Source organism: Mesorhizobium sp. M1A.F.Ca.IN.022.06.1.1 (assembly GCF_003952605.1).
Classification (GTDB): Bacteria; Pseudomonadota; Alphaproteobacteria; order Rhizobiales; family Rhizobiaceae; genus Mesorhizobium.
This window is the reverse complement of sequence record NZ_CP034455.1, coordinates 3,277,840-3,303,601: the sequence shown is the minus strand read 5'-3', so window position 1 is coordinate 3,303,601 and position 25,762 is coordinate 3,277,840. Positions and strand designations below refer to the sequence as shown.

The 25,762-nt window shown below is 64.7% G+C and carries 29 protein-coding genes and 1 pseudogene; 11 read left to right on the top strand and 19 right to left on the bottom strand.

Going from position 1 to position 25,762, the window contains the following annotated elements; genetic code table 11:
• Positions 1-32: 32 nt before the first annotated feature.
• The 4 genes from EJ078_RS15735 to EJ078_RS15720 all read right to left on the bottom strand — a co-directional run bounded on the left by EJ078_RS15735 (position 33) and on the right by EJ078_RS15720 (position 1,590).
• Complete coding sequence (locus tag EJ078_RS15735; protein ID WP_066991787.1) at positions 33-539, bottom strand: invasion associated locus B family protein; 507 nt, start codon at positions 537-539, stop codon at positions 33-35.
• A 59-nt stretch (positions 540-598) separates the two neighbouring features.
• Entirely contained in the window at positions 599-808 is a 210-nt protein-coding gene (locus EJ078_RS15730; RefSeq protein WP_127214559.1) for a hypothetical protein, read from the bottom strand.
• Entirely contained in the window at positions 805-1,167 is a 363-nt protein-coding gene (locus EJ078_RS15725; protein WP_066991933.1) for a YkvA family protein, read from the bottom strand. The genes EJ078_RS15730 and EJ078_RS15725 overlap by 4 nt, the downstream gene beginning before the upstream one ends.
• Positions 1,168-1,296: 129 nt before the next feature.
• Positions 1,297-1,590, bottom strand: a complete 294-nt coding sequence (locus EJ078_RS15720; protein ID WP_127214557.1) for a 4a-hydroxytetrahydrobiopterin dehydratase — start codon at positions 1,588-1,590, stop codon at positions 1,297-1,299.
• Positions 1,591-1,639: 49 nt separating this feature from the next.
• On the opposite strand from EJ078_RS15720, the gene EJ078_RS15715 reads away from it, so the two are divergent.
• Entirely contained in the window at positions 1,640-2,158 is a 519-nt protein-coding gene (locus EJ078_RS15715) for a low molecular weight protein-tyrosine-phosphatase (RefSeq protein ID WP_127403553.1), read from the top strand.
• Here the strand turns inward: EJ078_RS15715 and thpR are convergent.
• Together thpR and EJ078_RS15705 are read right to left on the bottom strand one after the other, a co-directional pair.
• Complete coding sequence (gene thpR / locus EJ078_RS15710) at positions 2,062-2,658, bottom strand: RNA 2',3'-cyclic phosphodiesterase (protein WP_127403554.1); 597 nt, start codon at positions 2,656-2,658, stop codon at positions 2,062-2,064. The genes EJ078_RS15715 and thpR overlap by 97 nt on opposite strands.
• A 121-nt stretch (positions 2,659-2,779) precedes the next feature.
• Positions 2,780-3,421 carry an arylesterase gene (locus tag EJ078_RS15705; RefSeq protein WP_095799624.1) on the bottom strand — a complete coding sequence of 214 codons (642 nt, stop codon included), beginning with the start codon at positions 3,419-3,421 and terminating at the stop codon, positions 2,780-2,782.
• Positions 3,422-3,505: 84 nt separating this feature from the next.
• Between EJ078_RS15705 and EJ078_RS15700 the strand changes: the two genes are divergently transcribed.
• The 4 genes from EJ078_RS15700 (at position 3,506) to EJ078_RS15685 (ending at position 8,418) form a co-directional block, all read left to right on the top strand.
• Complete coding sequence (locus EJ078_RS15700) at positions 3,506-4,204, top strand: ABC transporter ATP-binding protein (protein ID WP_067323692.1); 699 nt, start codon at positions 3,506-3,508, stop codon at positions 4,202-4,204.
• Positions 4,204-6,744 carry an ABC transporter permease gene (locus EJ078_RS15695; protein ID WP_127403555.1) on the top strand — a complete coding sequence of 847 codons (2,541 nt, stop codon included), beginning with the start codon at positions 4,204-4,206 and terminating at the stop codon, positions 6,742-6,744. Before EJ078_RS15700 ends, EJ078_RS15695 begins: the two co-directional genes overlap by 1 nt.
• Positions 6,745-6,988: 244 nt before the next feature.
• The gene (locus EJ078_RS15690; protein WP_095799621.1) at positions 6,989-7,729 is read left to right on the top strand and encodes a Bax inhibitor-1/YccA family protein; all 741 of its coding nucleotides are present in this window, start codon (positions 6,989-6,991) and stop codon (positions 7,727-7,729) included.
• Between the two features lie 113 nt (positions 7,730-7,842).
• Positions 7,843-8,418, top strand: a complete 576-nt coding sequence (locus tag EJ078_RS15685; protein ID WP_127216035.1) for a GNAT family N-acetyltransferase — start codon at positions 7,843-7,845, stop codon at positions 8,416-8,418.
• Here EJ078_RS15685 and EJ078_RS15680 read toward each other — a convergent pair.
• The 4 genes and pseudogenes from EJ078_RS15680 to acnA all read right to left on the bottom strand — a co-directional run bounded on the left by EJ078_RS15680 (position 8,415) and on the right by acnA (position 13,718).
• The gene (locus tag EJ078_RS15680) at positions 8,415-8,801 is read right to left on the bottom strand and encodes a DUF2794 domain-containing protein (RefSeq protein ID WP_095779977.1); all 387 of its coding nucleotides are present in this window, start codon (positions 8,799-8,801) and stop codon (positions 8,415-8,417) included. The genes EJ078_RS15685 and EJ078_RS15680 overlap by 4 nt on opposite strands.
• A 439-nt stretch (positions 8,802-9,240) precedes the next feature.
• Positions 9,241-9,737, bottom strand: a pseudogene (locus EJ078_RS15675) (GNAT family protein).
• Positions 9,738-9,885: 148 nt separating this feature from the next.
• Entirely contained in the window at positions 9,886-10,674 is a 789-nt protein-coding gene (locus EJ078_RS15670) for a thioredoxin family protein (protein ID WP_127216034.1), read from the bottom strand.
• A gap of 353 nt (positions 10,675-11,027) precedes the next feature.
• Complete coding sequence (acnA, locus tag EJ078_RS15665; RefSeq protein WP_067323680.1) at positions 11,028-13,718, bottom strand: aconitate hydratase AcnA; 2,691 nt, start codon at positions 13,716-13,718, stop codon at positions 11,028-11,030.
• A gap of 283 nt (positions 13,719-14,001) precedes the next feature.
• Between acnA and ccmA the strand changes: the two genes are divergently transcribed.
• The 4 genes from ccmA to EJ078_RS15645 all read left to right on the top strand — a co-directional run bounded on the left by ccmA (position 14,002) and on the right by EJ078_RS15645 (position 16,190).
• Complete coding sequence (gene ccmA, locus EJ078_RS15660; RefSeq protein ID WP_127216033.1) at positions 14,002-14,604, top strand: heme ABC exporter ATP-binding protein CcmA; 603 nt, start codon at positions 14,002-14,004, stop codon at positions 14,602-14,604.
• 40 nt (positions 14,605-14,644) lie between these two features.
• The gene (gene ccmB / locus EJ078_RS15655; RefSeq protein ID WP_127216032.1) at positions 14,645-15,310 is read left to right on the top strand and encodes a heme exporter protein CcmB; all 666 of its coding nucleotides are present in this window, start codon (positions 14,645-14,647) and stop codon (positions 15,308-15,310) included.
• Between the two features lie 128 nt (positions 15,311-15,438).
• A complete protein-coding gene (ccmD, locus tag EJ078_RS15650) occupies positions 15,439-15,612 on the top strand; it encodes a heme exporter protein CcmD (RefSeq protein ID WP_127216031.1) in 174 nt (57 codons plus the stop codon).
• The gene (locus EJ078_RS15645; RefSeq protein ID WP_095782731.1) at positions 15,609-16,190 is read left to right on the top strand and encodes a DsbE family thiol:disulfide interchange protein; all 582 of its coding nucleotides are present in this window, start codon (positions 15,609-15,611) and stop codon (positions 16,188-16,190) included. Before ccmD ends, EJ078_RS15645 begins: the two co-directional genes overlap by 4 nt.
• Positions 16,191-16,270: 80 nt before the next feature.
• Here the strand turns inward: EJ078_RS15645 and EJ078_RS15640 are convergent, their stop codons facing one another.
• Complete coding sequence (locus tag EJ078_RS15640) at positions 16,271-16,438, bottom strand: hypothetical protein (RefSeq protein WP_082953829.1); 168 nt, start codon at positions 16,436-16,438, stop codon at positions 16,271-16,273.
• A 227-nt stretch (positions 16,439-16,665) separates the two neighbouring features.
• Between EJ078_RS15640 and EJ078_RS15635 the strand changes: the two genes are divergently transcribed.
• Positions 16,666-17,583 carry an SMP-30/gluconolactonase/LRE family protein gene (locus EJ078_RS15635; RefSeq protein ID WP_127216030.1) on the top strand — a complete coding sequence of 306 codons (918 nt, stop codon included), beginning with the start codon at positions 16,666-16,668 and terminating at the stop codon, positions 17,581-17,583.
• Positions 17,584-17,595: 12 nt separating this feature from the next.
• Here EJ078_RS15635 and EJ078_RS15630 read toward each other — a convergent pair whose 3' ends face one another.
• The 8 genes from EJ078_RS15630 to EJ078_RS15595 all read right to left on the bottom strand — a co-directional run bounded on the left by EJ078_RS15630 (position 17,596) and on the right by EJ078_RS15595 (position 24,997).
• Positions 17,596-18,129, bottom strand: a complete 534-nt coding sequence (locus tag EJ078_RS15630) for an NADPH-dependent FMN reductase (protein WP_127216029.1) — start codon at positions 18,127-18,129, stop codon at positions 17,596-17,598.
• 39 nt (positions 18,130-18,168) lie between these two features.
• A complete protein-coding gene (locus tag EJ078_RS15625; RefSeq protein ID WP_066991742.1) occupies positions 18,169-18,789 on the bottom strand; it encodes a pyridoxamine 5'-phosphate oxidase family protein in 621 nt (206 codons plus the stop codon).
• Positions 18,790-18,813: 24 nt separating this feature from the next.
• Positions 18,814-19,479 carry a septation protein A gene (locus EJ078_RS15620; RefSeq protein WP_095779961.1) on the bottom strand — a complete coding sequence of 222 codons (666 nt, stop codon included), beginning with the start codon at positions 19,477-19,479 and terminating at the stop codon, positions 18,814-18,816.
• 42 nt (positions 19,480-19,521) lie between these two features.
• Positions 19,522-21,420, bottom strand: a complete 1,899-nt coding sequence (gene ftsY, locus EJ078_RS15615) for a signal recognition particle-docking protein FtsY (RefSeq protein ID WP_127403556.1) — start codon at positions 21,418-21,420, stop codon at positions 19,522-19,524.
• A gap of 13 nt (positions 21,421-21,433) precedes the next feature.
• Positions 21,434-22,762: a tRNA (N(6)-L-threonylcarbamoyladenosine(37)-C(2))-methylthiotransferase MtaB gene (gene mtaB, locus EJ078_RS15610; protein ID WP_127216953.1), complete on the bottom strand. Its 1,329-nt coding sequence runs from the start codon at positions 22,760-22,762 to the stop codon at positions 21,434-21,436.
• Positions 22,762-23,646, bottom strand: a complete 885-nt coding sequence (gene dapF / locus EJ078_RS15605; RefSeq protein ID WP_127216952.1) for a diaminopimelate epimerase — start codon at positions 23,644-23,646, stop codon at positions 22,762-22,764. The genes mtaB and dapF overlap by 1 nt, the downstream gene beginning before the upstream one ends.
• A 116-nt stretch (positions 23,647-23,762) precedes the next feature.
• Positions 23,763-23,924, bottom strand: coding sequence for a DUF1328 family protein (locus EJ078_RS15600; protein WP_066991727.1), 162 nt, complete (start codon positions 23,922-23,924; stop codon positions 23,763-23,765).
• Positions 23,925-23,983: 59 nt separating this feature from the next.
• On the bottom strand, positions 23,984-24,997 hold the full coding sequence (locus tag EJ078_RS15595) for an MBL fold metallo-hydrolase (RefSeq protein ID WP_127216951.1): 1,014 nt from the start codon (positions 24,995-24,997) through the stop codon (positions 23,984-23,986).
• Positions 24,998-25,131: 134 nt separating this feature from the next.
• Between EJ078_RS15595 and EJ078_RS15590 the strand changes: the two genes are divergently transcribed.
• Positions 25,132-25,590, top strand: coding sequence for a hypothetical protein (locus EJ078_RS15590; RefSeq protein WP_245457211.1), 459 nt, complete (start codon positions 25,132-25,134; stop codon positions 25,588-25,590).
• Positions 25,591-25,762: the final 172 nt, after the last annotated feature.

The window sequence follows — 25,762 nt, the reverse complement described above, 5'->3', positions numbered from 1 at the left end:
ATATTGCTATCCTCCGCCAAGGGAGCCTCAGCCTATTTGCACTTGGCGATCGACGCCAACGCGGCCGAGATGCCCTTCAGAGAAAAGACGTAGGAAGTCGGGTTGCCGCGACCGGACTTCGCCTGCACCTTCATGTCGGTGCCCGTCTTCATGGCGGCGATCAGCACCGGCTCTTCAGCGGCGTTCTCGACCCAGGCCGACTTGCCGCGGGTGAACATCGAGAAGGACTTCTTGTCGATGGTGACGGTGGCCTTGGAGCCTTCCTGGAAGTTGTAGCCGGCGATGAACTGCGGCTCATAGGACACCTGCTGCCCGGGCCGTTGGCTGACGAAGAAGAACATGTCGCCATGGTCGAGCTTTGGCGGCTGCTTGTCGGTCGGCACCGTCAGCACATAGCAGACCTTGCCGCCTGCCGACTGATAGCTGTAGGTGCCCCAGGCGTTGTGCTGGCCGATCTTGGTCGCCTGCTGCGCCAGCGCCGGCGCCGCGAAGGCGGCCGCCAGGACCAGGCTGGAAACTGTAGCAATCAATCCGCGCATCGTTCTTCCCGTATTCCGAAATGGTGCGGAGGCGGGCCGCATGGCGTCCTGCCGTCGCTTCATTTTGATTTAATCAGGGTTACCAAACGGTGAATTTTTCCCAACAAAAGGAACTCACCCCAGGAAACCGCCGCCATTCGCGCCGCCGCTTCCACGCGGCGGTCGCGATGTCCCGGCGCGAACTTGGAGGGCACGAAAGCGGCAAGAGTTTGTCTTTTCGCGCGGGCGGTTTCGCGGTTTCGTTGTGGCGAAAAGTCAGCCAGGATCAACCTTTGTCGGCGAGGGCGTCCCTGGCGGCCTGCCGGTGCGCCGGGGTGATATGGGCGCTGACGGCGGTGATTGCCGCGGTGAGCACGGCAAGGTCATCGGTGAACCCGAGACCGAGCACGAAGTCGGGGATGAAATCCACCGGCAGCACGAAATAGCCGAGCGCGGCAAGCAGGGTACCCTTGGTGCGCAGCGGCGTGTCCTTGTCCATGGCACAATAGTAGGCGGCGACCACCTCTTCCATGAACGGGATCTGCCGGGCAGCCTTCTTGGCCGTGCGCCAGAACTTCTCGCGCACCTCGCCTTCGCCGGCGAGCCTGTCGCCGAAGCCAAAGAAATCGAAACGGGATTCCTGCGCCATCAATCTCTCCTCGGCCACGCGCCAGCTTGCGTTGCGGCCACCGCGGGAGATGTGGTGAAAGCGGCACCCCCCTGCAAGGTCTCCACCGTTGCCAGCCCGGCAAATCGGAATCGGACTTATCGGCAGTCGTCAGCCGAAATAGCGGTTCATCCGCTTCGCCAGTTCGATGTCGAGCGCCGTGACGCCGCCGGCGTCATGCGTGTTCAGCGTGACGACGACGGTCTTGTAGACGTTCGACCAATCGGGGTGGTGGTCCATCTTCTCGGCGGCCAGCGCCACGCGGGTCATGAAGGCGAAGGCCTCGGAGAAGTTCTTGAAGCCGAAGCTGCGCTTGATGGAGGCGCCGTCGGCCGCCAGCGACCAGCCTTCGAGTTCCGCCAGCGCTGCGGTGATCGCTTCCTTGTTAAGTTTTTCCCTGGTCATGTCGGGTTCCCGTGCTATTCGGAGGTATTCCAACCATAGCGCCGGATCGATGAGCGCAAAGCCCATAAAATCCATTCTGTTCGTCTGCCTCGGCAACATCTGCCGCTCGCCCTTGGCCGAAGGCGTCTTCCGCGCCGTGTGGGCCGAGCGCGGGGAAGGTCGGGACATCCTGCTCGATTCGGCCGCGACCAGCGGCTGGGAGGTCGGCTCCGCGCCCGATCCGCGTTCGATCGCGGTTGCCACAAGGCACGGCATCAACATTTCCGCGCAAAAGGCGCGCAGGATAGCGCTGGACGATTTCTCGCGCTTCGACCTGATTCTCGGCATGGACCGGACAAATGTGCGCGATCTGAAGGCGTTAGCGCCGCAGGCCACGCGCGACCGCATCCATCTCTTCCTGGAGTTTGCCAGCGGAAATGCGCGCGATGTGCCGGACCCTTACTACGAAGACCAGCAGGCCTTCGTTTCGGTCTACCGCATGATCCGCGAGGCGTCGGAGGCGCTGGCGAAGCGGGTGGAAGCGAGCGGATCGGCGCCAACCAGCGGCCAGGCTTCCTCGACGATGTAGGGGCCGCCGCCGACCGAATCGCGCGACGACATCAAGACGAAGCGGCCGACCCGGAAGGGCAGCGTGGAAAAGTTGCCGCGCGCCGACAGATATTGCGCGACGTCCGCCGGGCTCGAATTGCGCAGGCGCGCGAGCGTCACATGCGGCGAGAATTTGCGCGGATCGGCCGGCAGGCCGAGCCGCTGGCAGATGCGGTCGATCTCGCCCTGCAGCGCCACCAGGTCCGGCGAGGCGGACACGCCGGCCCATACGGCGTGCGGCTTCTTGCCGCCGAAAGCGCCCACGCCGGAGAGCGCCAGGGGGAAGGAGGGACGGTTGACGCGATCGAGCGCATTGGCGATGTCGTCGGCGATATGGCCCTCCACATCGCCGATGAAGCGCAGCGTCAGATGATAGTTTTCGACGTCGATCCAGCGGGCTCCGGGCAGGCCGCCCCGGAGCAGCGAGAGTGAAAGCGCGGCATCACGCGGAATTTCGAGGGCGGTGAAAAGACGCGGCATGGGAAGCCTCCTGTCCTCGAATCGAAACTCTCGCCCCTAGCGAATCATCGATAGCCATGCGGGGCAAGCGGTTTGTTGTCCACAAGCTTTCCCCTGGGGAAACCGTGGCGTTTTGGTCCCATCACGCGCCGCCCTTGGCGGCGATGGCTTTTTCCACGACCGGTAGAATGCCTTTGACCATGACGTCTATTCCCTTCGGGTTGGGATGAAGACCGTCCTCCAGCTGCATGGCCGGGTGGCCGGCGACCCCGTCAAGAAAAAACGGATAGAGCGGAACGGCGTATTTCGCGGCAAGCTTCGGGTAGATGGCGTCGAAGGCCTTCTGGTACTCGGCGCCCAGATTGGGCGCTGCAAGCATGCCTGCCAGGAGCACCGGAATGTTCCGCTGCTTCAACTTGGCCAACATAGCGTCGAGATTTTTCTCGGCGATCTCGGGCGACACGCCGCGCAGCATGTCGTTGGCGCCGAGCTCGAGGATGACGAGCCCGGTGCCGTCGGGCACCGACCAGTCGAGCCGCGCGAGGCCGCCGCTTGTGGTGTCGCCGGAAACGCCGGCATTGCCGACGGCGACGTCGAGGCCTTTTGCCTTCAAGGCCGCCTGCAATTTATCGGTGAAGCCCTCGTCGGGACCAAGGCTGAACCCCGCCATCAGGCTGTCGCCGAAGCCGACGATCTTGAACGTATCTGCGCGCGCCGGCGAAATAGCGCCGCAAACCGCCAGGAGAAGAGTGAGGGCTGCGGCAGCTGAGTGTTTGAAAGCCATGCGGCGAGCCCCATATGACCGACACGATTCATGCAAAGGAGACATTTTTTGCCTCCTTCTTCCACCATATAGGGCGCATTCATTGTGACAGAAGCCGTCATCGCATTGAGGGATGTCTCGCTGACGCTCGGCGAGGGCGCCTCCTCCGTCCATGTGCTGAAGGGCGTCAGCCTCGATGTGGCCGCCGGCGAAGCCACCGGCATCGTCGGCCCGTCGGGATCCGGCAAGTCCACCTTGCTGATGGTTCTGGCCGGGCTGGAAAGGGTCGATTCGGGCACAGTGCGGATCGCCGGCGAATTGCTCAACGGCAAAAGCGAGGACCAGATTGCTTCGTTTCGGGGACGAAACATCGGCATTGTCTTCCAGTCCTTCCACCTCATCCCCAACATGACGGCGCTCGAGAATGTCGCGGTGCCGCTGGAGCTCGCCGGGCACAACGACCCGTTCGGCGTGGCCGCGCAGGAACTCGCGGCGGTCGGCTTGAGCGACCGCGTGACGCACTATCCGGGAGAGCTTTCGGGCGGCGAGCAGCAGCGCGTGGCGATCGCCAGGGCGCTGGCGCCCTCGCCGCGCATCCTCATTGCCGACGAGCCGACCGGCAACCTCGACCAGGCGACGGGAAAGCAGATCGCCGACCTCCTCTTCGCCAAGGCGGCCGAGCGCGGCATGACGCTGGTGCTGGTCACGCATGATCCGGCGCTTGCGGGCCGCTGCTCGCGTCAGGTGTCGATGCGCTCGGGACGCATCGAGGACGCGCCAAGACAGGCTAGGGTGCCGGCCTGATGCGGACTTTGAGGCTGGCCCTCCGCTTCTCGCTGCGCGAGATGCGCGGCGGCCTGTCCGGCTTCATGATCTTCCTCGCCTGCATCGCGCTTGGCGTCGCGGCGATCGGCGGCGTCAATTCGGTGGCGCAGGCGATTACCGCCGGCGTCGCCAACCAGGGCCAGACGCTGCTCGGCGGCGACCTGCGCTTCCAGATCAACCAGCGCAGCGCTTCGGACGCCGAGCTCGGCTTCATCAAGAGCCTCGGCACGGTCTCGCTGAATTCCGGCATGCGCTCGATGGCGCGGCTCGAGGACGGCTCCGACCAGGCGCTGGTCGAAGCCAAGGCGGTCGACGACGCCTATCCGCTTTACGGCACGCTGGAGACCGATCCGCAGCTGCCCAGGAATGAATTGTTCGGCGAGAGATCCGGCATCTTCGGCGCCGCCGCGCCCGATCTCTTGTTCGATCGCCTCAATCTGCATATCGGCGACCGCTTGAAGCTTGGCGGCGCAACGTTCGAGCTGAGGGCCCGATTGGTCAGCGAACCCGACGCGATTTCCGACGGTTTCGGCTTCGCGCCGCGGCTGATGATTTCGCACGACGGGCTGGTCGCGTCAGGGCTGGTTCAGCCCGGCAGCCTGGTCGAGAACGCCTATAAGATCCGACTGCCCGATGGCGCGAGCGAGGCGCGGATCAAAGGCATTCAAGCCGAAGCGGCGAAAGACTTTCCGCAGGCCGGCTGGTCGATTCGCACGCGCAGCAACGCAGCACCGGCGCTTTCCGCCAACATCCAGCGCTTCTCGCAGTTCCTGACGCTGGTCGGGCTGACGGCGCTTGTGGTCGGCGGCGTCGGCGTGGCGAATGCGGTCCGCGCCTATCTCGACGGCAAGCGCGGCGTCATCGCCACCTTCAAGAGCCTCGGCGCCTCCGGCGGCTTCGTCTTCGCCATCTATCTCGTGCAGATCCTTTTGATTGCCGGGCTCGGCATCGTGCTCGGCCTGATCCTGGGTGCGGCAATGCCGTTCGTGGCGAGCGCGCTCCTGCAGTCGGTCATTCCGGTGCCGGCGCAAGGCGGCTTCTATCCCGGCGCGCTTGCGATGGCGGCACTGTTCGGCCTTTTGGTGACGCTGGCCTTCGCGCTGCTGCCGCTCGGCCGCGCCCGCGACGTGCCGGCAACGGCGCTGTTTCGCGAGATGGGGTTCGAAAGCCGCGGCCTGCCGCGCCTGCCCTATGTCGGCGCCGCGCTGACGATCGTGCTCGCGCTGGCGGCGCTCGCCATCCTTTTCGCCGACGATCGGCGCATCGCCTCGATCTTCGTCGGCGCCACCGTCTTTGCCTTCCTGGTGCTGCGGCTGGTGGCGGCGCTGGTCCAATGGCTGGCCCGGCGAAGCCCGCGGCTGCGCTCGGTCTCTCTCAGGCTGGCGCTCGGCAATATCCATCGGCCCGGCGCGCTGACGCCATCGGTGGTGCTGTCGCTCGGGCTCGGCCTGACGCTGCTGGTGACGCTGGCGCTAATCGACGGGAATCTCAGACGCCAGATCTCCGGCAGCCTGCCGGAGCGGGCGCCGAACTTCTTCTTCGTCGACATCCAGAGCAGCGATGTCGATGCCTTTGCCGGCCTGGTCGAAAAGGAAGCGCCGCAAGGGATGCTGGTCAAGGTGCCGATGCTGCGCGGCCGGATCATGGCGCTCAACGGCATCGACGTCGACAAGGTGAAGGTCCCCGCCGACGGCGCCTGGGTGCTGCGCGGCGACCGCGGGCTGACCTATGACGCAAAGCAGCCGGAAAACGCTACGCTGACCGAAGGCAAATGGTGGCCGCAGGACTATTCCGGCGAGCCGCTGGTGTCGTTCTCGGCCGAGGAAGGCAAAGCGATCGGGCTGAAGCTCGGCGACACGGTCACGATCAACGTGCTCGGCCGCAACGTGACGGCAAGAATAGCCAGTTTCCGCCAGGTCGAGTGGGAAACCATGGGTATCAATTTCGTCATGATCTTCTCGCCCAATACGTTCGCCGGCGCGCCGCATGGCTGGCTGGCGACGCTGACCGACAGAAAGGCCACCACGGCCGACGACGCGCGGCTGCTCAACGCTGTCACCCGCGCCTTTCCGGCAGTGACGACGGTGAGGGTCAAGGACGCGCTCGACATCGTCAACCGGCTGGTCGCGCAGCTGGGCACTGCGATCCGCGCCGCAGCCGGCGTGGCGCTGATCGCCTCCGTGCTGGTGCTCTCCGGGGCTTTGGCCGCCGGCAACCGGGCGCGCATCCACGACGCGGTGGTGCTGAAGACGCTCGGCGCGACAAGGAGGACGCTGATTGCGGCCTTCTCGCTGGAATATGTGCTGATCGGTCTTGCGACCGCGCTGTTCGCGCTTGCCGCGGGCGGCGTCGCGGCATGGTTCGTGGTGGCCCGCATCATGACGCTGCCGTCGCACTTCATGCCGGAAGTTGCGGTGGCGACGATCCTCGTCTCGCTCGCCGTCACCGTCGGCATCGGCCTTGCCGGCACCTGGCGGGTGCTTGGCCACAAGGCGGCGCCGGTGCTGCGCGAGCTTTGATCCGGCAGCGCCCTTCGATGGCCTGTCTGCGTTAAATCTTGGTAAGAATGCCGGCGGGAAAAGGCTGAAAATCGGGCTTTTGCCTTCTCACGAAGCGTTACCGCTCGTTACCGTCTTGTTCTTGAGGTCGAGAACGCTCATATTTCGCGCTAGGCATGCTGGAGTCCCGCCAGCGGCGCCTGGTCCAAGGAGGTCGCTCCAAGGACCTGTCACCGGACGGGGCAGAAGCAATAGAGGATTTCCAATGGCTGATCCCATTCGCAACTACCAGACGTCCGCCGCCTCCGGCGCGCGCGTCGATATCGATCAGGGCCTGCGGGCCTATATGATCAAAGTCTATAACCTGATGGGGCTTGGCCTGCTCATCACAGGCATTGCCGCCTGGGGCGCATTCCAGCTGGCCGTCACCGGCGACGGCCAGCTCACCGCCTTCGGCCAGCTCATCTATGCTAGCGCGTTCCGCTGGGTTGTTATCCTGGCGCCTCTCGCTGCCGTGATGTTCCTGTCCTTCAGGATCCAAGCGATGAGCGTGGCTGCGGCGCAGACCACATTCTGGGTTTATGCCGGCCTTGTCGGCCTGTCGCTGTCGACGATCTTCCTCGTCTACACCGGCACCAGCATCACCCAGACCTTCTTCGCCACGGCCGCGGCCTTCGGCGGGCTGTCGCTCTACGGCTACACGACCAGGCGCGACCTGAGCGCGTTCGGCTCGTTCCTGATCATGGGCGTGATCGGGCTGCTGATCGCGATGGTCATCAACATCTTCCTGGCGTCGTCGGCGCTGGCCTTCGCCATTTCGGCGATCGGCGTGCTGGTGTTCGCGGGTCTGACCGCCTACGACACGCAGCGCATCAAGGAGATGTATTTCGAGGGTGACGTCGCGGATGTCGCCGGCCGCAAGGCGATCATGGGCGCGCTGCAACTCTATCTCGACTTCATCAACCTGTTCATGTTCCTGCTGCAGTTCATGGGCGACCGCCGCTAAACGGTAGCCGTCCGGCTGGACCATAGACTTCGGAAAGGGCGGCCCAACGGCCGCCCTTTCCTTTTGTGCGCTCCTCTGCTGTTATTGAAGCAACAGGACGAACTGCACAATTTATGAGCAATCTCGCGATCAGAGCCGCTACTGCGGCCGACCTCGACCGAATAACCGAAATCTATGCGGACGCGGTCACGCACGGCACCGCAAGCTACGAACTGGAGCCGCCCAGCCGCGCCGAAATGGGCGATCGATTCGACAGTTTGGCACGAGGCGGCTTTCCCTATCTTGTGGCTGAAAGGGACGGCGTCGTGCTCGGCTACGCCTATGCCGGACCGTTCCGGCCCCGGCCCGCCTATCGCTTCACCGTCGAGGACTCGGTCTATGTGGCGCCCGAGGCCAAGGGCCAGGGCATCGGCCGCCTGCTGATGCTGGCGCTCATCGAGGCGGCGCGCCTGGCCGGCTTTCGCCAGATCGTCGCGGTGATCGGCGACGGCCATGCCGACAGCGCCTCGGTGCGCCTGCACGAGAAGCTCGGCTTTCGTCACTCCGGGCGCCTGGAAGGCTCGGGCTACAAGCATGGGCGCTGGCTGGACACCGTGTTCATGCAGCTGCCGCTCAACGGCGGCGCGGAAGTGCCGCCGGATCCGGAGTCACTGCCGGAGCGGAGTTTTCGCGGCAAATTGGACAGTTAAGCTTCGACCAGCTTCAGCTTGGGATCGAATACGCCGAGCACGCGGCCGAGTTCCTGGCCGCGCTTGAGGATGCGCCCGCCGGCGGCGATGACGGCGAAGGCGCCCTGTCGGCGCGCCAGTTTCGGGTCCTTGACGATCTGGAACAGCGGCACTTCGCTGGCGCGGCGGAAGACCGAAAAGACAGCGCGATCGGAAAGATGGTCGATCGCATAGTCGCGCCATTCATTGGCCGCCACCATGCGTCCGTAAAGCCTTAGGATCTGGTCGAGCTCGCGCCGGTCGAAGCGCACCGGCTGGTCGAGGCGTGCGCTGCGCGCCTCATGCAGCGGGATCAGTATTCCGGATGCTTCCCCATCCTCCGTCCCGCTGCTGTGATCGGTCATGCCGCGATCCTTCGATTGAATCTTGCGCCGGCCAAGGTTCGCGCTTTCGCGGCCGAATTGCAAGGGCCGGCGAAGCAGGCTTGCGGTCCGCCGTTTCCGAAAGGTCCAGTCACGTTTGCAAAACGCGTGTTGGAATTGGTGATGCTCTGCCACATTGTCGCCACAAATTATCCGCGCTCATGCCCCAATGTCCGACGAGTTTACCCGCGTTGCCTGAGACGGTTCGGTCCGGCACCGGCTCGTAAACCCCAAGCCCCCGCCCACGGGTCAGCGTCGGATCGAACCAACCTCGGTTTTTCCTTGGAAAAATCAGGTGCGACGATCCCAAAACCTGAATAACCGGCGTCAGAAGCAAGCTGACGCCGGTTTTTTCATGCCTGTCCGCTCTGGCCCGCCGGCCCCTGTTTCGCGGCTAGGCGGGCGTCATCACAATGCACGATCAGGGAATGAGAGCTGGAACCGCTGTGCTGGATGAGCGACCAGTCCTAAGGAGCGCATACAGGATCTCATCGCGCCAGATGCCGCCGACACGCAGATGATCACGCAGTAGGCCTTCGCGCCCGAATCCGAGTTTCTCGACCAATTTGCGCGACGGGGTGTTGTTGGGATCGATGAACGCCTGCAGACGGTGCAGGCCGAGATGGTCGAAACAGAAGTCGAGCATCGCCGAGACAGCCTCGGTGGCCATGCCCCGGCTCTGATATGCGGGGTTGATGAAATAGCGATGGCCGCACGCTTGTTGCGGATGTGGCCATCGTGATAGCTGACGAGGCCGAGGCAGCGGTCAGTCTCAATGTCGGCGACCGCCCAGTGCCGATGGTAGGACGGGGTGCAGGCGACATATCTGAGCACGGTGCGCTCGGTCTCGGTCCGCTTGGTTTGGACTGGTGCGTTCCAAAACCGCATCGCCTCCGGGTCGGCAAAGCATTCGTGCATCGCATCCGTGTCCTCAGCCCTGAACTGACGCAGGCGTAGCCGCGTCGTCAGGAGAATCGGGTGCGGCTCGGGTCGCTTTGCCTTGGATGCTCTGCTTCGTGGGCCCCGGCCGGCTTTCGTCGGCGATCAGGTTTTGTCAGCGGAGCCGTCAGAGCCGGTCAGGCTTGCGGATGAGCGCGGCGCCGAGAATGGGTCCCGGGACGCCGTCTTTGCCGACGGACTGCAGCAGCACGGCACAGCCGCCCTTCTTCGCAATCTCCGTCATCGGCAGCTCGTAACGCTGCGCCTTGCCGTTCCACATGCCGGCGATCTGGATGTCGGAAACGGCGTTCCAATAGGTCATGTTGCGGCCGCTGTTTTCGCCCTGGCCGATCTTCACCATCTGCGGCGGATCGAAATAGACGATCACCACATGGGCGTCGGTCGGCCCATTGCCGGCATCGCCGGCGTCAATCATGACCCGATCGCTGGTGCGGCTCACCTTGATGCCGACCCGCATGCCCTCGCCGCTCCTGTCCATGCGGGCCAGCGCGCCGTCTATCTCCTTGCGATTGGCGCCGTTGACATGGCTGCGGCCGTTGATGACGGCTTGCGGGGTATAGACCGAACGGCTGCCAAAGGCGCGCATATAGTCATACTGCCGCTCGGTGTTCTCTTTGTTGCTCAGCGTGTCCTGCCAGCCCAGATAGTCCCAGTAATTGACGTGATATGCGAGCGCGACGACATTTTCCTTCGCCGCCAGCTCGGCGAAGAATTCATCGGCCGGCGGACAGGAGCTGCAGCCCTGGCTGGTGAACAACTCGACGACGCCCAAAGGCTTTTCAGTCTGCGGCTTGCCGGTCGCGACTTTCTCAAGCTCGGCTGCTGAGGCCACGCGGCTCAACGCCGTGAGGACCAGCGCAACTGCCGTAAGCCGCAATGGTCCTCGCAATGCCATGACCGTTCCAATTCCCGCCGGTCACGCCGGCCTTGTTCTGGTTGCTAAAATATGTGGCAGAACGGACAGTCAACGGGAAGTCACGTTGCGGTGAAATTTTGTCGCCGCGACCGTAGGTAAGGCGGCGACAGGAGGGGCCACTGCATTCTTCGACCCGGTTCGATTTTCGGGACCGCATCGCCGCGAAGGGGTAAGTTTGCTGCTGCGGGAGGATTTCTATTGCGCGCCAATCGGACTTGGACTTTGAGCCGGGCGGAGAATGCTTGGCCTGCCGCAGTTTAACTAGGACGTCAGTAGGCACCAAGCAGTGGGAAAATCTCCCCCTGCCTATGCCTACCGCCTATTCACTGTCGCTACGCAGCCAAATCGCGCAGCACGTATTGCAGGATGCCGCCGTTCTTGAAGTAGTCGAGTTCGTCCAGCGTATCGATGCGACAGATGATCGGCACGTTCTTCAGCGTACCGTCGCCATAGGTGACCTTGGCCGTCATCTTCTGGCGCGGCTTGATGGCATCCAGGCCGTCGATCTCGACCAGCTCGTCGCCCTTGAGGTTGAGGGAAGCCCATGAGGTGCCGTCCTCGAAGACGAAGGGGATGACCCCCATGCCGACCAGGTTCGAGCGGTGGATGCGCTCGAAGGACTGGGCGATGACGGCGCGGACACCAAGGAGGTTGGTTCCCTTGGCTGCCCAGTCGCGCGAGGAGCCGTTGCCATATTCGACGCCGGCGAAGATGACTAGCGGCACGCCTTCCTTCTTGTATTCCATGGCCGCGTCGTAGATCGACATCTCCTCCTTCGAAGGATAGTGGATCGTGTACCCGCCTTCGCGGCCGTTCTCGCCCAGCATGTGGTTGCGGATGCGGATGTTGGCGAAGGTGCCGCGCATCATCACCTCATGGTTGCCGCGCCGCGTGCCGTACTGGTTGAAGTCGGCGACGCCGACGCCGTGCTCGGTGAGGTACTTGCCTGCCGGCGAAGCCGCCTTGATCGAGCCGGCCGGCGAGATGTGGTCGGTGGTGATCTTGTCGCCGAAGAGACCAAGCACGCGCGCGCCCTTGATGTCGCCGACCTTGCCGAAGGCGCGGCCCATGCCGGCGAAATAAGGCGGGTTCTGCACATAGGTCGAATGATCGTCCCAGGCATAGGTCTGGCCTTCCGGCGCCTTCACCTTCTGCCAATATTCGTCGCCCTTGAAGACGTCGGCATATTTGCGGGCGAAAAGCTCGCGCGTGACGTTCTTCTCGATGAACTCCTGGATCTCGGCCGAGGTCGGCCAGATGTCCTTGAGATAGACCGGCTTGCCGTCGCTGCCCTCGCCGAGCGGCTCGGTGGTGAGGTCCTTGGTGACGGTGCCGGCCAGCGCATGCGCCACCACCAGCGGCGGCGAGGCGAGATAGTTCGCCTGGACGTCCGGAGAAACCCGGCCTTCGAAGTTGCGGTTGCCGGACAACACCGCGGCAGCAATCAGGCCTTTGTCGTTGATGGTCTTGGAGATCGGCGCCGGCAGTGGGCCGGAATTGCCGATGCAGGTGGTGCAGCCGAAGCCGACCAGGTTGAAGCCGATCTGGTCGAGTTCCTTCTGCAGGCCGGATTTCTCGAGATATTCGGCGACCACCTGGCTTCCGGGCGCCAGCGAGGTCTTCACCCACGGCTTCTGCTTCAGGCCGCGCCGGTTGGCATTGCGAGCCAACAGGCCGGCGCCGATCAAGACGCTTGGGTTGGAGGTGTTGGTGCACGAAGTGATGGCGGCGATCACGACGTCGCCATGGCCGAGATCGTGAGCGGTGCCTTCGACGGCGTAACGCTTCGAGATCTCGACGGCCTTTTTGTACTCGGTCTCCATCGCCTTGGCGAAGCCGGCGGGAATATCCTGCAGCGCGACGCGGCCTTCCGGGCGCTTCGGGCCGGCCATCGACGGCACGACGTCGCCGAGATCGAGCTCGAGCAGATCGGTAAAGACCGGATCGGCCGAGCCGGCGTCGCGCCACATGCCCTGCGCCTTGGAATAGGCCTCGACCAGCGCGATGCGGCTTTCCTCGCGGCCGGACATTGTCAGATAGCGGATGGTCTCGCTATCGACCGGGAAAAAGCCGCAGGTGGCGCCATATTCCGGCGCCATGTTGCCGATGGTGGCGCGGTCGGCCAGCGTCATGTTGGACAGGCCTGGGCCGAAGAACTCGACGAACTTGCCGACGACGCCCTTCTTGCGCAGCATCTGGGTGACGGTGAGCACGAGGTCGGTGGCGGTGACGCCTTCCTTGAGCCTGCCGGTGAGGCGGAAGCCGATCACCTCCGGCAGAAGCATGGAGACCGGCTGGCCAAGCATCGCGGCCTCGGCCTCGATGCCGCCGACGCCCCAGCCGAGCACGCCCAGGCCGTTGATCATGGTGGTGTGCGAATCGGTACCGACACAGGTGTCGGGATAGGCTGTGGTCTCGCCCTCTTCCGCGTTGGTCCACACCACCTGTCCCAGATATTCGAGATTGACCTGGTGGCAGATGCCGGTGCCCGGCGGCACGACGCGGAAGTTGCGGAAGGCCTGCTGGCCCCACTTCAGGAACTTGTAGCGCTCCTCGTTGCGCTCATATTCGAGCTCGACATTGCGGGCGAAGGCCATCGGCGTGCCGAATTCGTCGACGATGACGGAGTGGTCGATGACGAGATCCACAGGCACCAACGGGTTGATCTTTTCCGGATCGCCGCCGAGCGCCCTGATGCCGTCGCGCATGGCCGCGAGATCGACAACGGCCGGAACGCCGGTGAAATCCTGCATCAGCACGCGGGCCGGGCGGTAGGCGATCTCGACACCGGCAGTGCCCTTGTCGGTGAGCCATGCTGCGACCGCCTGGATGCTTTCCTTGGTGACCGAGCGGCCGTCTTCGTTGCGCAGCAGGTTCTCCAGCAGCACCTTCATCGAATAAGGCAGCTGGGCAATGCCGCCAAGGCCGTTTTTCTCCGCCTCTGCGAGGTCGAAATAGACATAGTCCGCGCCACCCACGGTCAGGGTGCGGCGGCAGTTGAAACTATCGAGGGATTTCGTCACGGCGATCCGTCCTTGTCTGTTCAGCCTGAAAGGGAACGGACGCCGTTGGCATGCAATCACGCGCAAAGGTGCGGGTACGGCCATTTCCGCTGTCCGCTCCCGAGCAACCCGAGCCGTTGAAGGCGGCGCGTGCGCTGGTTCGGCGCTAATTCTGTTCCCGCGCCGACCGCTGGCACGGATGAACCGCATATAGAGAATTTTCTGGAATAGTTCTAGACAGTCGAAAAGCAAATTTGTGCGATGCGGCGGCGGCCGCGAAACGGTGCTTTCGGGACGGGCAAGGATGCGGCTGATCGCCGAAAATCTGGGCGGCGAGCGCGGCGGCGAGACGGTTTTTTCCGGCATCGAATTCGCCCTCGACAGGGGCGAGGCACTCGTCGTCACCGGGCCGAACGGCGCCGGCAAATCGACCCTTTTGCGGGTCATCGCCGGCTTGCTGCCGCCGGCCGAAGGCAAGGTGAAGGTCGAGGGCGGCGGCGACGAGTTTCCATCGGTCGCTTCGGCCTCGCACTATCTCGGCCATCTCAATGCGATGAAGACCGCCCTCAGCGTCGAAGAAAACCTGGGCTTCTGGCGCGCCTTCCAGGGCGAGACTGGTTTGAGCGTGGGGCAGGCGCTGGAGACGGTCGGCTTGGATGGGCTCGGGCACCTGCCGTTCGGCTACCTTTCGACCGGGCAAAGGCGGCGCGCCTCGATCGCGAAGCTCCTGGTCAGCCCCCGGCCGGTCTGGCTGCTCGACGAACCGACCGCGGGATTGGACAAGGCCTCGGAGGAACGATTCGCGGGATTGATGAGAGGGCATTGCCGAGAGGGAGGCATCATCGTGGCGGCCACGCATTTGCCGCTCGGGCTCGAGGGAGCAAAGACGTTGAGGATGGGTGACTGATGTCGGCGCGAGGCACCCCTGGGCGAAGGCATATCAAGTCATGCTAGCCCTCTTCCTCCGCGATGTCCGCCTCTCCGTCCGCGCCGGCGGCGGCGCGCTGATTGGCGTCATCTTCTTCCTGGCGGTGATTGCCACGATCCCGTTCGGCGTCGGGCCCGACCTCAACCTGTTGTCGCGCATCGGTCCGGCGATCCTGTGGATCGCCGCCCTGCTCGCCTGCCTGCTTGGGCTCGACCGCCTCTTCCAGGCCGATCGGGAGGACGGCTCGCTCGATCTTCTGGTGCTCAACAGCGACCGTCACATGCTGGCGTTGACGGTGCTGACCAAGTGTCTGGCGCATTGGGCGGGCAGCGTGCTGCCGCTGGTGATCGCGGCACCTTTGCTCGGCCTGTTCATGAACATGGAGCCGCTCGGTATCGGCGCGACGGCATTTACGCTTCTTGTCGGCACGCCGGCCATAACCTTCATCGGCGCCGCCGGAGCGGCTGTGGCTGTGGCGCTGCCGCGCGGCGGGCTCTTGATCTCCGTGCTGGTGCTGCCGCTCACCATTCCGGTGCTGATCTTCGGCGTCTCGGCGAGCTATGGCGCGGTGGCCGATCCCGCGCCGTTCCTGCAGCCCTTCCTCATTCTTGCCGCGCTGACGCTGTTTCTTGCCGTGGTCGGACCGCTGGCCGCGGCGCTGGCGTTGAGGCACGGGACGGATTGAGGCGCTGGGGCGTTTCTCAACTGCGGCGCCGCGCCTGATTGCGCGGCATGTGCCGCAGAGTTAAGGGAAGGCATGGTCGAACGGATTGGCATGGCAGGCGCGGAAGGTGCGCAGATGGAGCGGCTGATATGAGCGCGCATGCTCTCTATGTCGCCGCCGCCTATGCCATCAGCGCGATCGTGCTCGTCGGGCTGATCGGCTGGATCCTGCTCGACCAGCGGGCGCGCAAGCGTGAGCTCGCGGCGCTCGACGCGGCCGGCGTGCGGCGGCGCTCCGACAAAGTCGGGACGGCGAAGCCGTGAGCGCGGAAACCGGAGCCCCGGCGTCGCCCCGTCGCCGCCTGTTCGTGCTGCTGCCGCTGCTGGTTTTCCTGGGCTTGGCGGGGTTGTTCCTGTCGCAGCTTTTGTCCGGCCGCGACGAGTCTGAAATTCCCTCGGCCCTGATCGGCCTGCCGGCGCCGCAGACGAACCTGCCGCCGCTCGAAGGCTCGAACCTGCCAGGGCTGGACTCGAAATCCTTCGCCGGCAAGGTGACGCTGGTCAACGTCTTCGCATCATGGTGCGCGCCGTGCCGGGAAGAGCATCCGGTGCTTTTGGCGCTGTCGCAGGACAAGCGGTTCACGCTTGCCGCGCTGAACTACAAGGACGAGCCGGCAAACGCCCGTCGCTTCCTTGGCGATCTCGGCAATCCCTACCAGGCGATCGGCGTCGATCCGGCCGGGCGCGCGGCGATCGACTGGGGCGTCTACGGCGTGCCGGAGACCTTCGTCATCGGCAAGGACGGCAAGATTGCCTATAAGCATGTCGGGCCGCTGACGCCGGAATCGGCGAAGGATTTGCTGTTGCCGCAGATCGAGAAGGCCCTGGCGGTTTCGGGTTAGGCGCCCCTTGCGTCGTCATTCCAGTGCAAGGCAAGGAGCGAAGCGACGCGGCGCAAAGGCCGGCTCGACCGGCCTCGGACTCAACCGTAAATCTGCTTGTGGATCTGGTAGAGCATCTCGGAGCGGTCGGCACGCAGATCGGCGAGATCGCGGCTCGACAGGTTCTCGATTTCTGCGACGAGACGATTGTAGTGGCGGCGCTTGGCGAGGTTGGTGCGAGCGCGGGTGACGAGGTTGTCGAAGATCATGACGAGGTTCCTTCTGAGTTATTCCTCCCTGATCGATTGCGAGAATGACATAGGAATGGTGCATTGCAAAGAAAGATGTTGCAATGCACCATTGCAAGCAGCGCATAGCCGGTTAATGGCGTCTTAGCCCCTTCACGCGTCAACATGCCGTGAGAGGCATCCGCGATCTTGCCTTCTCCGCTCTGTGCTGGCTTGATCGCGCGTCTTTGATTGCCGGGAGGGAAAGCATGACGGCCGCTGACTATGAACTTCTCGATCCGCGTTTTTCGCGGCTGTTCAACGCCAATGAGCGGGTTGAGAAGCTGTTCACCGGGTGCCGGTGGGCGGAAGGCCCGGCCTGGTTCGCCGCCGGCCGCTACCTTGTCTGGTCCGACATCCCCAACAACCGCATGCTGCGCTACGACGAGACCGATGGCAGCGTCAGCGTCTTCCGCCAGCCGTCCGGCAATTCCAACGGCAACACCGTCGACCGGCAGGGCCGGCTGATCACCTGCGAGCATTCGGGCCGCCGCGTCAGCCGCACCGAGCCTGACGGTTCGGTCACCACCGTCGCCGACAAATGGCGCGGCAAGCGGCTCAACTCGCCCAACGACGTCGTCGTCCGTTCCGACGGCTCGATCTGGTTCACCGATCCCGCCTACGGCATCGACAGCGATTATGAAGGCGACCACGCCGAGAGCGAGATCGGCGCCTGCAATGTCTACCGCATCGACCCCGGCACGGGCGAGATCGATGCCGTCATCACCGACATGGTCAGGCCCAACGGGCTCGCCTTCTCGCTCGATGAAAGCCTGCTCTATGTCGCCGACACGGGCCGCACCCATGGCGCCAAGAACCCCGCGCATATCCGCGTCTTCAATGTCGGCAAGGCCGGCAAGAAGGTCTCGGGCGGCAAGGTCTTCGCCGACTGCACGGCCGGCCTGTTCGACGGCTTCCGGCTCGACGAAAGCGGGCGCATCTGGACGAGCGCCGCCGACGGCATCCATTGCTACGATCCGGACGGCACGCTGATCGGCAAGGTCAAAGTGCCGGAAGTCGTCGCCAATTGCGTCTTCGGCGGCGCCAAGCGCAACCGCCTCTACATCTGCGGCACCACCTCGCTCTATGTGGTCTGGCTGATGGTGAATGGGGCGAAGACCTATTGACCGGCAACGGCGTCAGCGGCCGCGGATAAAGCCGGCGAAAGCCCGAACCGCGTCGCGCATCGCCTGCCGACTGGTCGGCTCAGCCAGGATTTCTTCCACCTCCGGCGGCTTCTTGCCGAGCAGCGCGATCTCGAGCGCGGTCTCTTCGTAAAGCGCGAAGGACATCGTGCGCATGATCTCGGCAAGGGCGGCGCGGGCAAAGAGCGAGCGCGGCGAGGCGTGCACCAGCAACGCCGGCTTGCCGACGGCGGCGTCGCGCGACACCAGCCAGTCGAGCGCGTTCTTCATGCCACCCGGCACGCCATGGGCGTATTCGGGACAGGAGACGATGACGCCATCGGCGCGGGTGACGGCCTCGATCAGGTATCTTGCCTCACACGGCGTGCGCTCGCCCTCTTCATCCGGGTTGAAGATCGGCAAGCGGCCGAGCCCGTCATAGACGGTGACGCGGCAATCCGCAGGCACGTTGGCGGCAAGCGCCGCGACAAGGGCCGAATTCGTCGAGGCGGCGCGCAGGCTGCCGGATATGGCGAGGAGGTTCAGCAAGGGTGACGGGGGCGGTTCGGACGAATCGTGCCCGGGAGCCTACCACATGGTCTGCCGGTAATCGTCGTCCAGTTCGCGGTCGATCTCGCCGGCGCTCTCTGTAAGCGCCAGCTGGTCGCGGATGATCTGGCCGAGCGTCGGCAGGCTCGCGCGGTCATACCAGGTCTCCGGCTCCCACAGCTCGGAGCGCATAAAGGCCTTGGCGCAGTGCATGTAAGCGGCCTTGACCGTCACCACGATGACGCTCAGCGGCTCCTTGCCGTCGACGGCCAGGCGGGCGCGCAGTCCGGCGTCGATGGTTATGTGGGCTTCGCCGTTGACGCGCAGCGTCTCGTTCATGCCGGGAATGAGGAAGAGCAGCCCTACCGACGGGTAACGAACGATGTTTTCCAGCGTGTCCAGCCGGTTGTTGCCTGGACGGTCAGGGATGGCGATGGTGGAACTGTCGAGGATGGCGGTGAAGCCGGGCTTGTCGCCCTTCGGGGTCACGTCGGCATTGCCGGCGCCGTCGGAGGAGCCGATCAGCACGAATGGGCTCTTGCCGATGAAGGAACGGCAGTGGCCATCGAGCGCCTTGAGTTCCTTGCGGATCGACCCGTCGGTCGGCCGCGGCGTCTTGTAGATCGTCCTCAGCTCATCGCGCGTGGTGAGGAATTCCATGCCGCCCCCTCCCCGGAACCTGCTCTATTTACTCGCCTGCTCTTCCTTGGCTTTTTCCTCCAGCGAATGGCGCATGATCAGCGGCATCTGGCTGAAGGTGAAGAGAAGCGTGATCGGCATGATGCCCCAGACCTTGAAGGTAACCCAGGCATCGGTTGAAAAATTCCGCCACACGACTTCATTGACGAGGGCCAGGAAGAGGAAGAACAGGCCCCAGCGGAAGGTGAGCTTGCGCCAGCCTTCGGCATCGAGGCTGAAAGCCGAGTCGAAGACATAGCCAAGCAGCGACTTGCCGAAGAAAAGGCCGCCGAGCAGCACGCCGCCGAACAGCGTGTTGACGATGGTCGGCTTCATCTTGATGAAGACGTCGTCCTGCAAATAGAGCGTCAGCGCGCCGAAGATAAGGACGACGACGCCCGACACCAGCGGCATGATCGGCAAGGTGCGGGTGAGCAGCCACGAGGCGATCAGCGCCAACGCGGTGGCGGCCATGAACAGGCCGGTGGCGACGAAGATCGGGCCGCCGAGCTCGGCCAAGGCCGGAAATTTCTGCGCCAGCCATTCGCCGCGCGCATTGGCGAAGAAGAAGACCAGCAGCGGCCCGAGCTCCAGCACCAGCTTGAGCGGCGGGTTGATGCCCTCCTTCTTCTGTTTCTGCGGGTCGGACGGGTCGCGTTCGAGGATGTTCATGAAAGTCCTTGTTGTCCCGAAAGTCGGCGCTTTTGGGATCGTTCAAGCAACGCCGGCGATCGCCCTGGCGAATTCGCTGGCCGAGAAGGGTTCGAGGTCGTCGACCTGCTCGCCGACGCCGATGAAATAGACCGGCAATCTATGCGTGGCGGCGATCGCCACCAGAATACCGCCGCGCGCCGTGCCGTCCAGCTTGGTCATCACCAGGCCGTTGACGCCGGCGACGTTGCGGAAGATTTCGACCTGGCTGAGCGCATTCTGACCGGTGGTGGCGTCGACGGTCTGCAGCACGGTGTGCGGCGCCTCCGGATCGAGCTTGCCCAGCACGCGCACGATCTTTTCCAGCTCCGCCATCAGCTCGCTCTTGTTCTGCAGGCGGCCGGCCGTGTCGATGATCAGCACGTCGGAGCCTGCCTCCTTCGCCTTCTCGAAGGCATCGTAGGCGAGGCCGGCGGCGTCGGCGCCAAGCTTGGTGGCGATGACCGGCGACTTCGTGCGTTCGCCCCAGATCTTCAGCTGCTCGATGGCGGCCGCGCGGAACGTGTCGCCGGCCGCCAGCATGACCGAAAGTCCGCCTTCGGTCAGCTTGGCCGCCAGCTTGCCGATTGTCGTGGTCTTGCCGGTGCCGTTGACGCCGACGACCAGGATGACATGCGGCTTGTGGCTGAGATCGAGCTCGAGCGGCTTGGCGACCGGGGTCAGGACTTTTTCGACTTCCGCCGCCATCACGGCGCGGACCTCCGAGTCGGAAACGTCCTTGCCGTATCGGCTTGAGGCGAGAGAATCGGTGACGCGCAGCGCCGTCTCGACGCCAAGATCGGCGCGGATCAGCACGTCCTCCAGATCCTGCAGCGTGTCTCCGTCCAGCTTGCGCTTGGTGAAGACGCCGGCGATGTTGCCGGTGAGCTCGCGCGAGGAACGGGCAAGCCCGTCGCGCATGCGCTGGAACCAGGAGCGTCGCGGGGCCGGCTCCGGTGCCTTCTGCGGCTCGGCCTTCTGCTCGACCTTTTTGGCGACCGTCACCTTGCCGGCAGCGGGGGTCGGCGGCGGCGCGGGGACGGCCTCCGGCTCGGGCGCGATCTCGGCAAGGATCCGCCCCGGCTCGACCGGCGCAGCCTGGCGAATGGGAGGCAGGGCTTCCGCCGGCGGAGCCGGCTCCGGTGGCGACAAATCCTCCGCAGGCTGACGCTGCGCCTCACCCTCATCCTCTCCCCGTGAAGAACGGGGAGAAGGGGGCGTCGGCGTTGGCGCTTCCTCCTTCTCCCCGTCACTATACGGGGCAGGCGGATGGGGCGCGGCGCCGACCTCTAAAGATGGCTCGATAGAAGGTGCCTCGCCCGGTGGAACTTCGATCGGCGCTGGCGCCTCGGCCGGGACTTCGCTGGGCGTCGTCGGCACTTCGACGGGCCCCGGCACCGGCTGCGGCTCCGGACGCGAAGGCTCGATCTCCGGCTCGGCCGGCGCGGGTGCAGGCACCTCCTGCGGTGCCGGCGCGGGCACCAGCTCAGGTGCAGGTCCGGGCGGAGCGGGCACTTCCTCGGGTGCAGGCGGCTGCGGCTGCTCCGGGGCGGGCCGCGGCTCTTCTTCCGGCTGGGGCTGTGGCAGCGGCTCCGGCTCGGATGGAACGACCGGCTCCGGTGCCGGCGGGATGACGGGTTCCGGTGCCGGCGGAATGTCCGGTGCGGGTTCGGGCTTCGGCTCCTCGGGAACCGGTTGTGGCGCAGGTCCTGCCTCCCCCTCGATGGGGGAGGTCCCGAGCGCAGCTCGAGGGTGATTGGCGCCGGCGTCGGCGCTGCGGGACGCAGGCTCCTGCTCGGTTTCCGGTTTCAGCGCCTCGAGCGCGTCCCATTTGATCGGCGGCAGGGGCGCGGTCTCGTCGACGCGCTCCTCGACGACTTCCTTCTTGCCGAACGAAAATATCTTCTTGAAGAAACCAGCCATACGTCTTGCAGTCTCAGGCGGCTTGCGCGGCGAGCGGCGCCGCGATCAGCCGGGCGCCGTCATGGCCGGTGACAACCGCCTCGACGATCTCGCCCGGCTGTCCAACGCCAATCGCGGCAAGCGTGAAACCTTCGGTGCGGCCGAGCCCGTCGCGCTCGATCAGGATCGACTGCCGCGTGCCGGCAAGGGCGGCCAGATGGCGGCGATAGGCGGCCTCGCCGGCGGCGCGCAGCCGTGCGGCGCGCTCTTTCACCACCTCGCGGCGCAGCTGCGGCATGCGCGCGGCGGGCGTGCCCTCGCGCGGGCTGAACGGGAAGACGTGAAGATGCGTCAGGCCGCATTCCTCGACGATTTTCTCCGAGTTTTTGAACATAGCCTCGGTCTCGGTCGGGAAGCCGGCGATGATGTCGGCTCCGAAGACGATGCCGGGACGGAGCTTCCGCACGTCCTCGCAGAAGCGGATCGACTGATCGCGCAAATGCCGCCGCTTCATGCGCTTCAGGATCATGTCGTCGCCCGATTGCAGCGACAGATGCAAATGCGGCATCAGCCGCGGCTCGGTGGCAATCGCGTCGAGCAGCTCGTCGTCGGCTTCTATCGAATCGATCGACGACAGCCTCAGGCGCTTCACCTCGGGCACCTGGCGCAGGATCGTCTTCACCAGCTTCCCAAGCTTCGGGCTGCCCGGCAAGTCGGCGCCGAAGCTGGTCATGTCGACTCCGGTGAGCACGATCTCGGCATAGCCATTGGCTGCGAGACGCTTGACCTGCTCGACCACGGCGCCCATCGGCACCGAGCGCGAATTGCCGCGGCCGTAAGGAATGATGCAGAAGGTGCAGCGATGGTCGCAGCCATTCTGCACCTGCACGAAAGCGCGCGCCCGGCCCTCGATGGCGTCGACCATGTGGCTCGCCGTCTCGCGCACCGAGAAGATATCGTTGACGCGCGCCTTCTCGGTATCGTTGACGCCGAAGTCCGGCAGCGCGCGGTAGGAGTTCGCCTTGAGCTTCTCCTCATTGCCGAGCACCAGGTCTACCTCGTCCATGGCGACGAAATTCTGCGGCTCGGTCTGCGCGGCGCAGCCGGTGACGATGATGCGCGCTTCAGGGTTCTCGCGACGGGCCTTGCGGATCGCCTGCTTGGCCTGGCGCACGGCTTCGGCGGTGACGGCGCAGGTGTTGAAGATGACGGCGCCGCCTTCCAGCGCGCCGAGGCCGGCGCTTTCGGCCTCGCGGCGCATCACCTCCGATTCATAGGTGTTGAGGCGGCAGCCGAACGTGACCACGTCGATACCGTTGCCGATAGGCCCTTCGGGCGCCGGGCCCTTTTGAAGAGCGGACATCAGGCGGCGCTTTCGGTGTCGCGGGCCCAGGCGCCGGTCGAAGGGTCGAAGCTGCCGGAAAACTCCCATTCGGCGGCGCCGGTCAAAATGACGTGATCGTCGTCGCGCCACTCGACATTGAGCTCGCCGCCGCCGGGCGTGATCAGCGACACGCTGCGGCCGGTGCGCTTGGTGCGGGCGGCAGCCACCACGGCGGCGCAGGCCGCGGAGCCGCAGGCCTTGGTGAGACCCGCGCCGCGCTCCCAGGTGCGGATGATCATCGTCTCGGGCGAGGTGACCTGGGCGATGGTGATGTTGGCGCGCTCGGGAAAGATCGGATGGTTTTCGAGCAGCGGACCGAATCGGTCGAGCTCGTAGGACCAGACGTCGCGATCGACCCAGAAGATCGCGTGCGGATTGCCCATCGAGACGACCGAAGGCGAATGCAGCACCGGCGCATCGATGGGGCCGATCTGCAGTTCGATCATGCGGGTGTCGCGGAACTCCTCGGCAAGCGGGATCTCCTGCCAGCCGAAACGCGGCTTGCCCATGTCGACCGAGATCGAGCCGTCGGCATGTTCCTGAGCATTGAGAATGCCGGCGCGGGTTTCGAAGGTGAAGGTCTTTTGGCCGGTCTCGGCCGCAAGCGCCTGCACGACGCAGCGCATGCCATTGCCGCAGGCCTGTGCACCGGTGCCGTCCGAATTCAAGATGTCGACGTAATAAGCAGTGCCGGTCGTGCGCGGATCATGGATCGCCATGATCTGATCGAACTTGGTCGCCGCGTCGGCATTGAGGGCAATCGCCGCGGCTGCGGTCACCTTGTCGCCACGGCCGCGCATATCGGCGACGATGATCTCGTTGCCGATGCCGTTCATCTTGGCGAATGGGGCAGTGCCTGCCATCTAACCGGTCGTTCCAATTCCGTTTGGCGCTATATGGCGGAAACGGGCGGGAATTACCAGTGCAACGCGACTCCCGGCCAGGACGCGGCTCTGGCCTGCCGCGGCGAATATGCGAGCTAAGTCACGGCGAAGACGCCGAGCACGATCAGCAGGAAGATGATCAGCACAATACCGATCAGGATGCGGGCACCTGTGGCGGCGGCGCCGGCGAGCGCGGGCATGCCAAGCAGGCTTGCCGCAGCGGCAACGATAAGAAGGATGATGATCCACTTGATCATGGAAGGCTCCGAGGCGGATTTGCGCTGTGCAACCAACGCGTTTGCCCGGGCTGGGTTCCTTAGCCAGGCGGCGGCACATCCCATGCTTCGCCCGGGCGCATGGCGCGAAAACGCTTCGGCGAAATGCCTTCGGCCACCAATGCCTCGGCGAGCTTTTGCGCCGGTTCCTCGATCGGTTCGTCGGTGAGCTGAAAGGTGCCCCAGTGGCAGCCGGCGGCATGGACGGCGCCGCACAGCCTCATGCCCTGGACGGCTTCCGCCGGATTCTGGTGCTGCGGGGCCATGAACCAGCGCGGCTCATAGGCGCCGATCGGCAGGATGGCCAGCCGAAACCCGCCATGCTTTTCCGCCATTCGGCGGTAGTTGGTGCCGCCGTGGAAGCCCGTGTCGCCGGCGAAATAGACCTTGCCGCCCGCCGTATCGATGACGAAGCCCGCCCACAGCGCCATGCGGCGGTCGCGCCCGCCACGCGCCGACCAGTGATGCACCGGCTCGATGTGGATGATGCCGCCGCTGGCGACTTCGACGCTGTCGCCCCAATCATGTACCGACACTCGCATGCCGGGCACGGCAGTGCCGATGATCGCATCGTTGCCGAGCGGCGTGATCACCATCGGGTCGTGGTTTTGCTTTAGCCGCTTGAGGGTCGCGAGGTCGAGATGGTCGTAGTGGTTGTGACTGAGCAGCACCAGGTCGATCGGCGGCAAGTCGCAAAAGGCGATGCCCGGCGCGTTGACCCGCTTCGGTCCGGCGAAGCCGAAAGGCGAGGCACGCTCGGACCAAACCGGGTCGGTCAGGATATTCAGGCCGGCTGTCTGGATGAGCAGCGAGGCGTGACCCACCATGGTGAGCCGAAGCGCGGCGCCTTCGATCCGTTGTTCGGGCTTCGCCTGGGGATATGGGCTCGGCCAGGCCGCCGGCCATTTCGAGCGCCCACCGCTCAATTGCCATTTCAGCAAATCGGTGAAGCGCGCCGGCGGCCTGCCCTCGGGATTGAAAAAGAGGCTACCGTCGAAATGATCGCTGAGTGGGCCGCTATAGTAGCGGTTGGCTGCTCTTGTTCTTGCGGCCATCGTTTCTCCGCCCACTCCCTGTCGCTTGTCCTGAAATAAGGACGCCGCCGCCTGGCGCAAGCATTTTGCTGGGGAATGCCAAGGGCCAACGGTCGGCTTCGACTAGGATCGACGATGTGTGGAGGGACAGCACCGTGGCGAAGAAGCGGACCGGGACACCGTGGATGAAGGCCGAGGATTTCGGCCGCTCGCTGTCGCATGGGCTGGGCGTCAACTTGCTTGTCACCGACATGGCGGCGATGGAGGCTTTCTGCCGCGATGTGCTAGGCGCGCGCATCATCTATGCCGACGAGGATTTCGCGGCCATCGAGCTGCTCGGCTCGATCTTCATGCTGCATGCCGACCATTCCTATCTCGACAATCCGATGACCGGCGTCTTCGCCGGAGCCGAAACGCGTGGCGCCGGCATCGAGCTGCGCCTCTATGGCGCCGATCCGGATGCGGTCGAAAAAAGGCGGCAGCACTCGGCCACATCGTGCTGGCCGGCTCGATCGACAAGCCGCATGGCTTGCGCGAATGCTATATCGTTGGTCCGGACGGGTATATCTTCGTGCCCAGCGCGCGGCTGCAAGCCTGAAACTTCAATACGTTAGGGTCCGACTTCTCGATTGGGGCCGCGGTGAGGAAGGCCGTCGCGACAAATTTGCAACACCAGCTCCGAAAACCCTATTTTAACCATATCGGGTTGAAATTCTGCCACCTTCGCCATCTTGGTGAAGCGAGTGTTTACGCGGACGGCGCCCCCCACCGGATCCGACGGAGGTT

Coding starts and splice junctions, on each gene's coding strand:
- EJ078_RS15695 (WP_127403555.1), top strand. CDS start 4,204: ATGCGGACTTTGAGGCTGGCCCTCCGCTTCTCGCTGCGCGAGATGCGC.
- ccmB (WP_127216032.1), top strand. CDS start 14,645: ATGCTAGCCCTCTTCCTCCGCGATGTCCGCCTCTCCGTCCGCGCCGGC.
- EJ078_RS15715 (WP_127403553.1), top strand. CDS start 1,640: ATGAGCGCAAAGCCCATAAAATCCATTCTGTTCGTCTGCCTCGGCAAC.
- EJ078_RS15680 (WP_095779977.1), bottom strand. CDS start 8,801: ATGACCGATCACAGCAGCGGGACGGAGGATGGGGAAGCATCCGGAATA.
- EJ078_RS15720 (WP_127214557.1), bottom strand. CDS start 1,590: ATGACCAGGGAAAAACTTAACAAGGAAGCGATCACCGCAGCGCTGGCG.
- EJ078_RS15725 (WP_066991933.1), bottom strand. CDS start 1,167: ATGGCGCAGGAATCCCGTTTCGATTTCTTTGGCTTCGGCGACAGGCTC.
- EJ078_RS15640 (WP_082953829.1), bottom strand. CDS start 16,438: ATGATCTTCGACAACCTCGTCACCCGCGCTCGCACCAACCTCGCCAAG.
- thpR (WP_127403554.1), bottom strand. CDS start 2,658: ATGCCGCGTCTTTTCACCGCCCTCGAAATTCCGCGTGATGCCGCGCTT.
- EJ078_RS15625 (WP_066991742.1), bottom strand. CDS start 18,789: ATGGAATTCCTCACCACGCGCGATGAGCTGAGGACGATCTACAAGACG.
- dapF (WP_127216952.1), bottom strand. CDS start 23,646: ATGGCAGGCACTGCCCCATTCGCCAAGATGAACGGCATCGGCAACGAG.
- EJ078_RS15690 (WP_095799621.1), top strand. CDS start 6,989: ATGGCTGATCCCATTCGCAACTACCAGACGTCCGCCGCCTCCGGCGCG.
- EJ078_RS15735 (WP_066991787.1), bottom strand. CDS start 539: ATGCGCGGATTGATTGCTACAGTTTCCAGCCTGGTCCTGGCGGCCGCC.
- ccmD (WP_127216031.1), top strand. CDS start 15,439: ATGAGCGCGCATGCTCTCTATGTCGCCGCCGCCTATGCCATCAGCGCG.
- ccmA (WP_127216033.1), top strand. CDS start 14,002: ATGCGGCTGATCGCCGAAAATCTGGGCGGCGAGCGCGGCGGCGAGACG.
- mtaB (WP_127216953.1), bottom strand. CDS start 22,762: ATGTCCGCTCTTCAAAAGGGCCCGGCGCCCGAAGGGCCTATCGGCAAC.
- EJ078_RS15600 (WP_066991727.1), bottom strand. CDS start 23,924: ATGATCAAGTGGATCATCATCCTTCTTATCGTTGCCGCTGCGGCAAGC.
- ftsY (WP_127403556.1), bottom strand. CDS start 21,420: ATGGCTGGTTTCTTCAAGAAGATATTTTCGTTCGGCAAGAAGGAAGTC.
- EJ078_RS15595 (WP_127216951.1), bottom strand. CDS start 24,997: ATGGCCGCAAGAACAAGAGCAGCCAACCGCTACTATAGCGGCCCACTC.
- EJ078_RS15635 (WP_127216030.1), top strand. CDS start 16,666: ATGACGGCCGCTGACTATGAACTTCTCGATCCGCGTTTTTCGCGGCTG.
- EJ078_RS15620 (WP_095779961.1), bottom strand. CDS start 19,479: ATGAACATCCTCGAACGCGACCCGTCCGACCCGCAGAAACAGAAGAAG.
- EJ078_RS15705 (WP_095799624.1), bottom strand. CDS start 3,421: ATGGCTTTCAAACACTCAGCTGCCGCAGCCCTCACTCTTCTCCTGGCG.
- EJ078_RS15685 (WP_127216035.1), top strand. CDS start 7,843: ATGAGCAATCTCGCGATCAGAGCCGCTACTGCGGCCGACCTCGACCGA.
- EJ078_RS15670 (WP_127216034.1), bottom strand. CDS start 10,674: ATGGCATTGCGAGGACCATTGCGGCTTACGGCAGTTGCGCTGGTCCTC.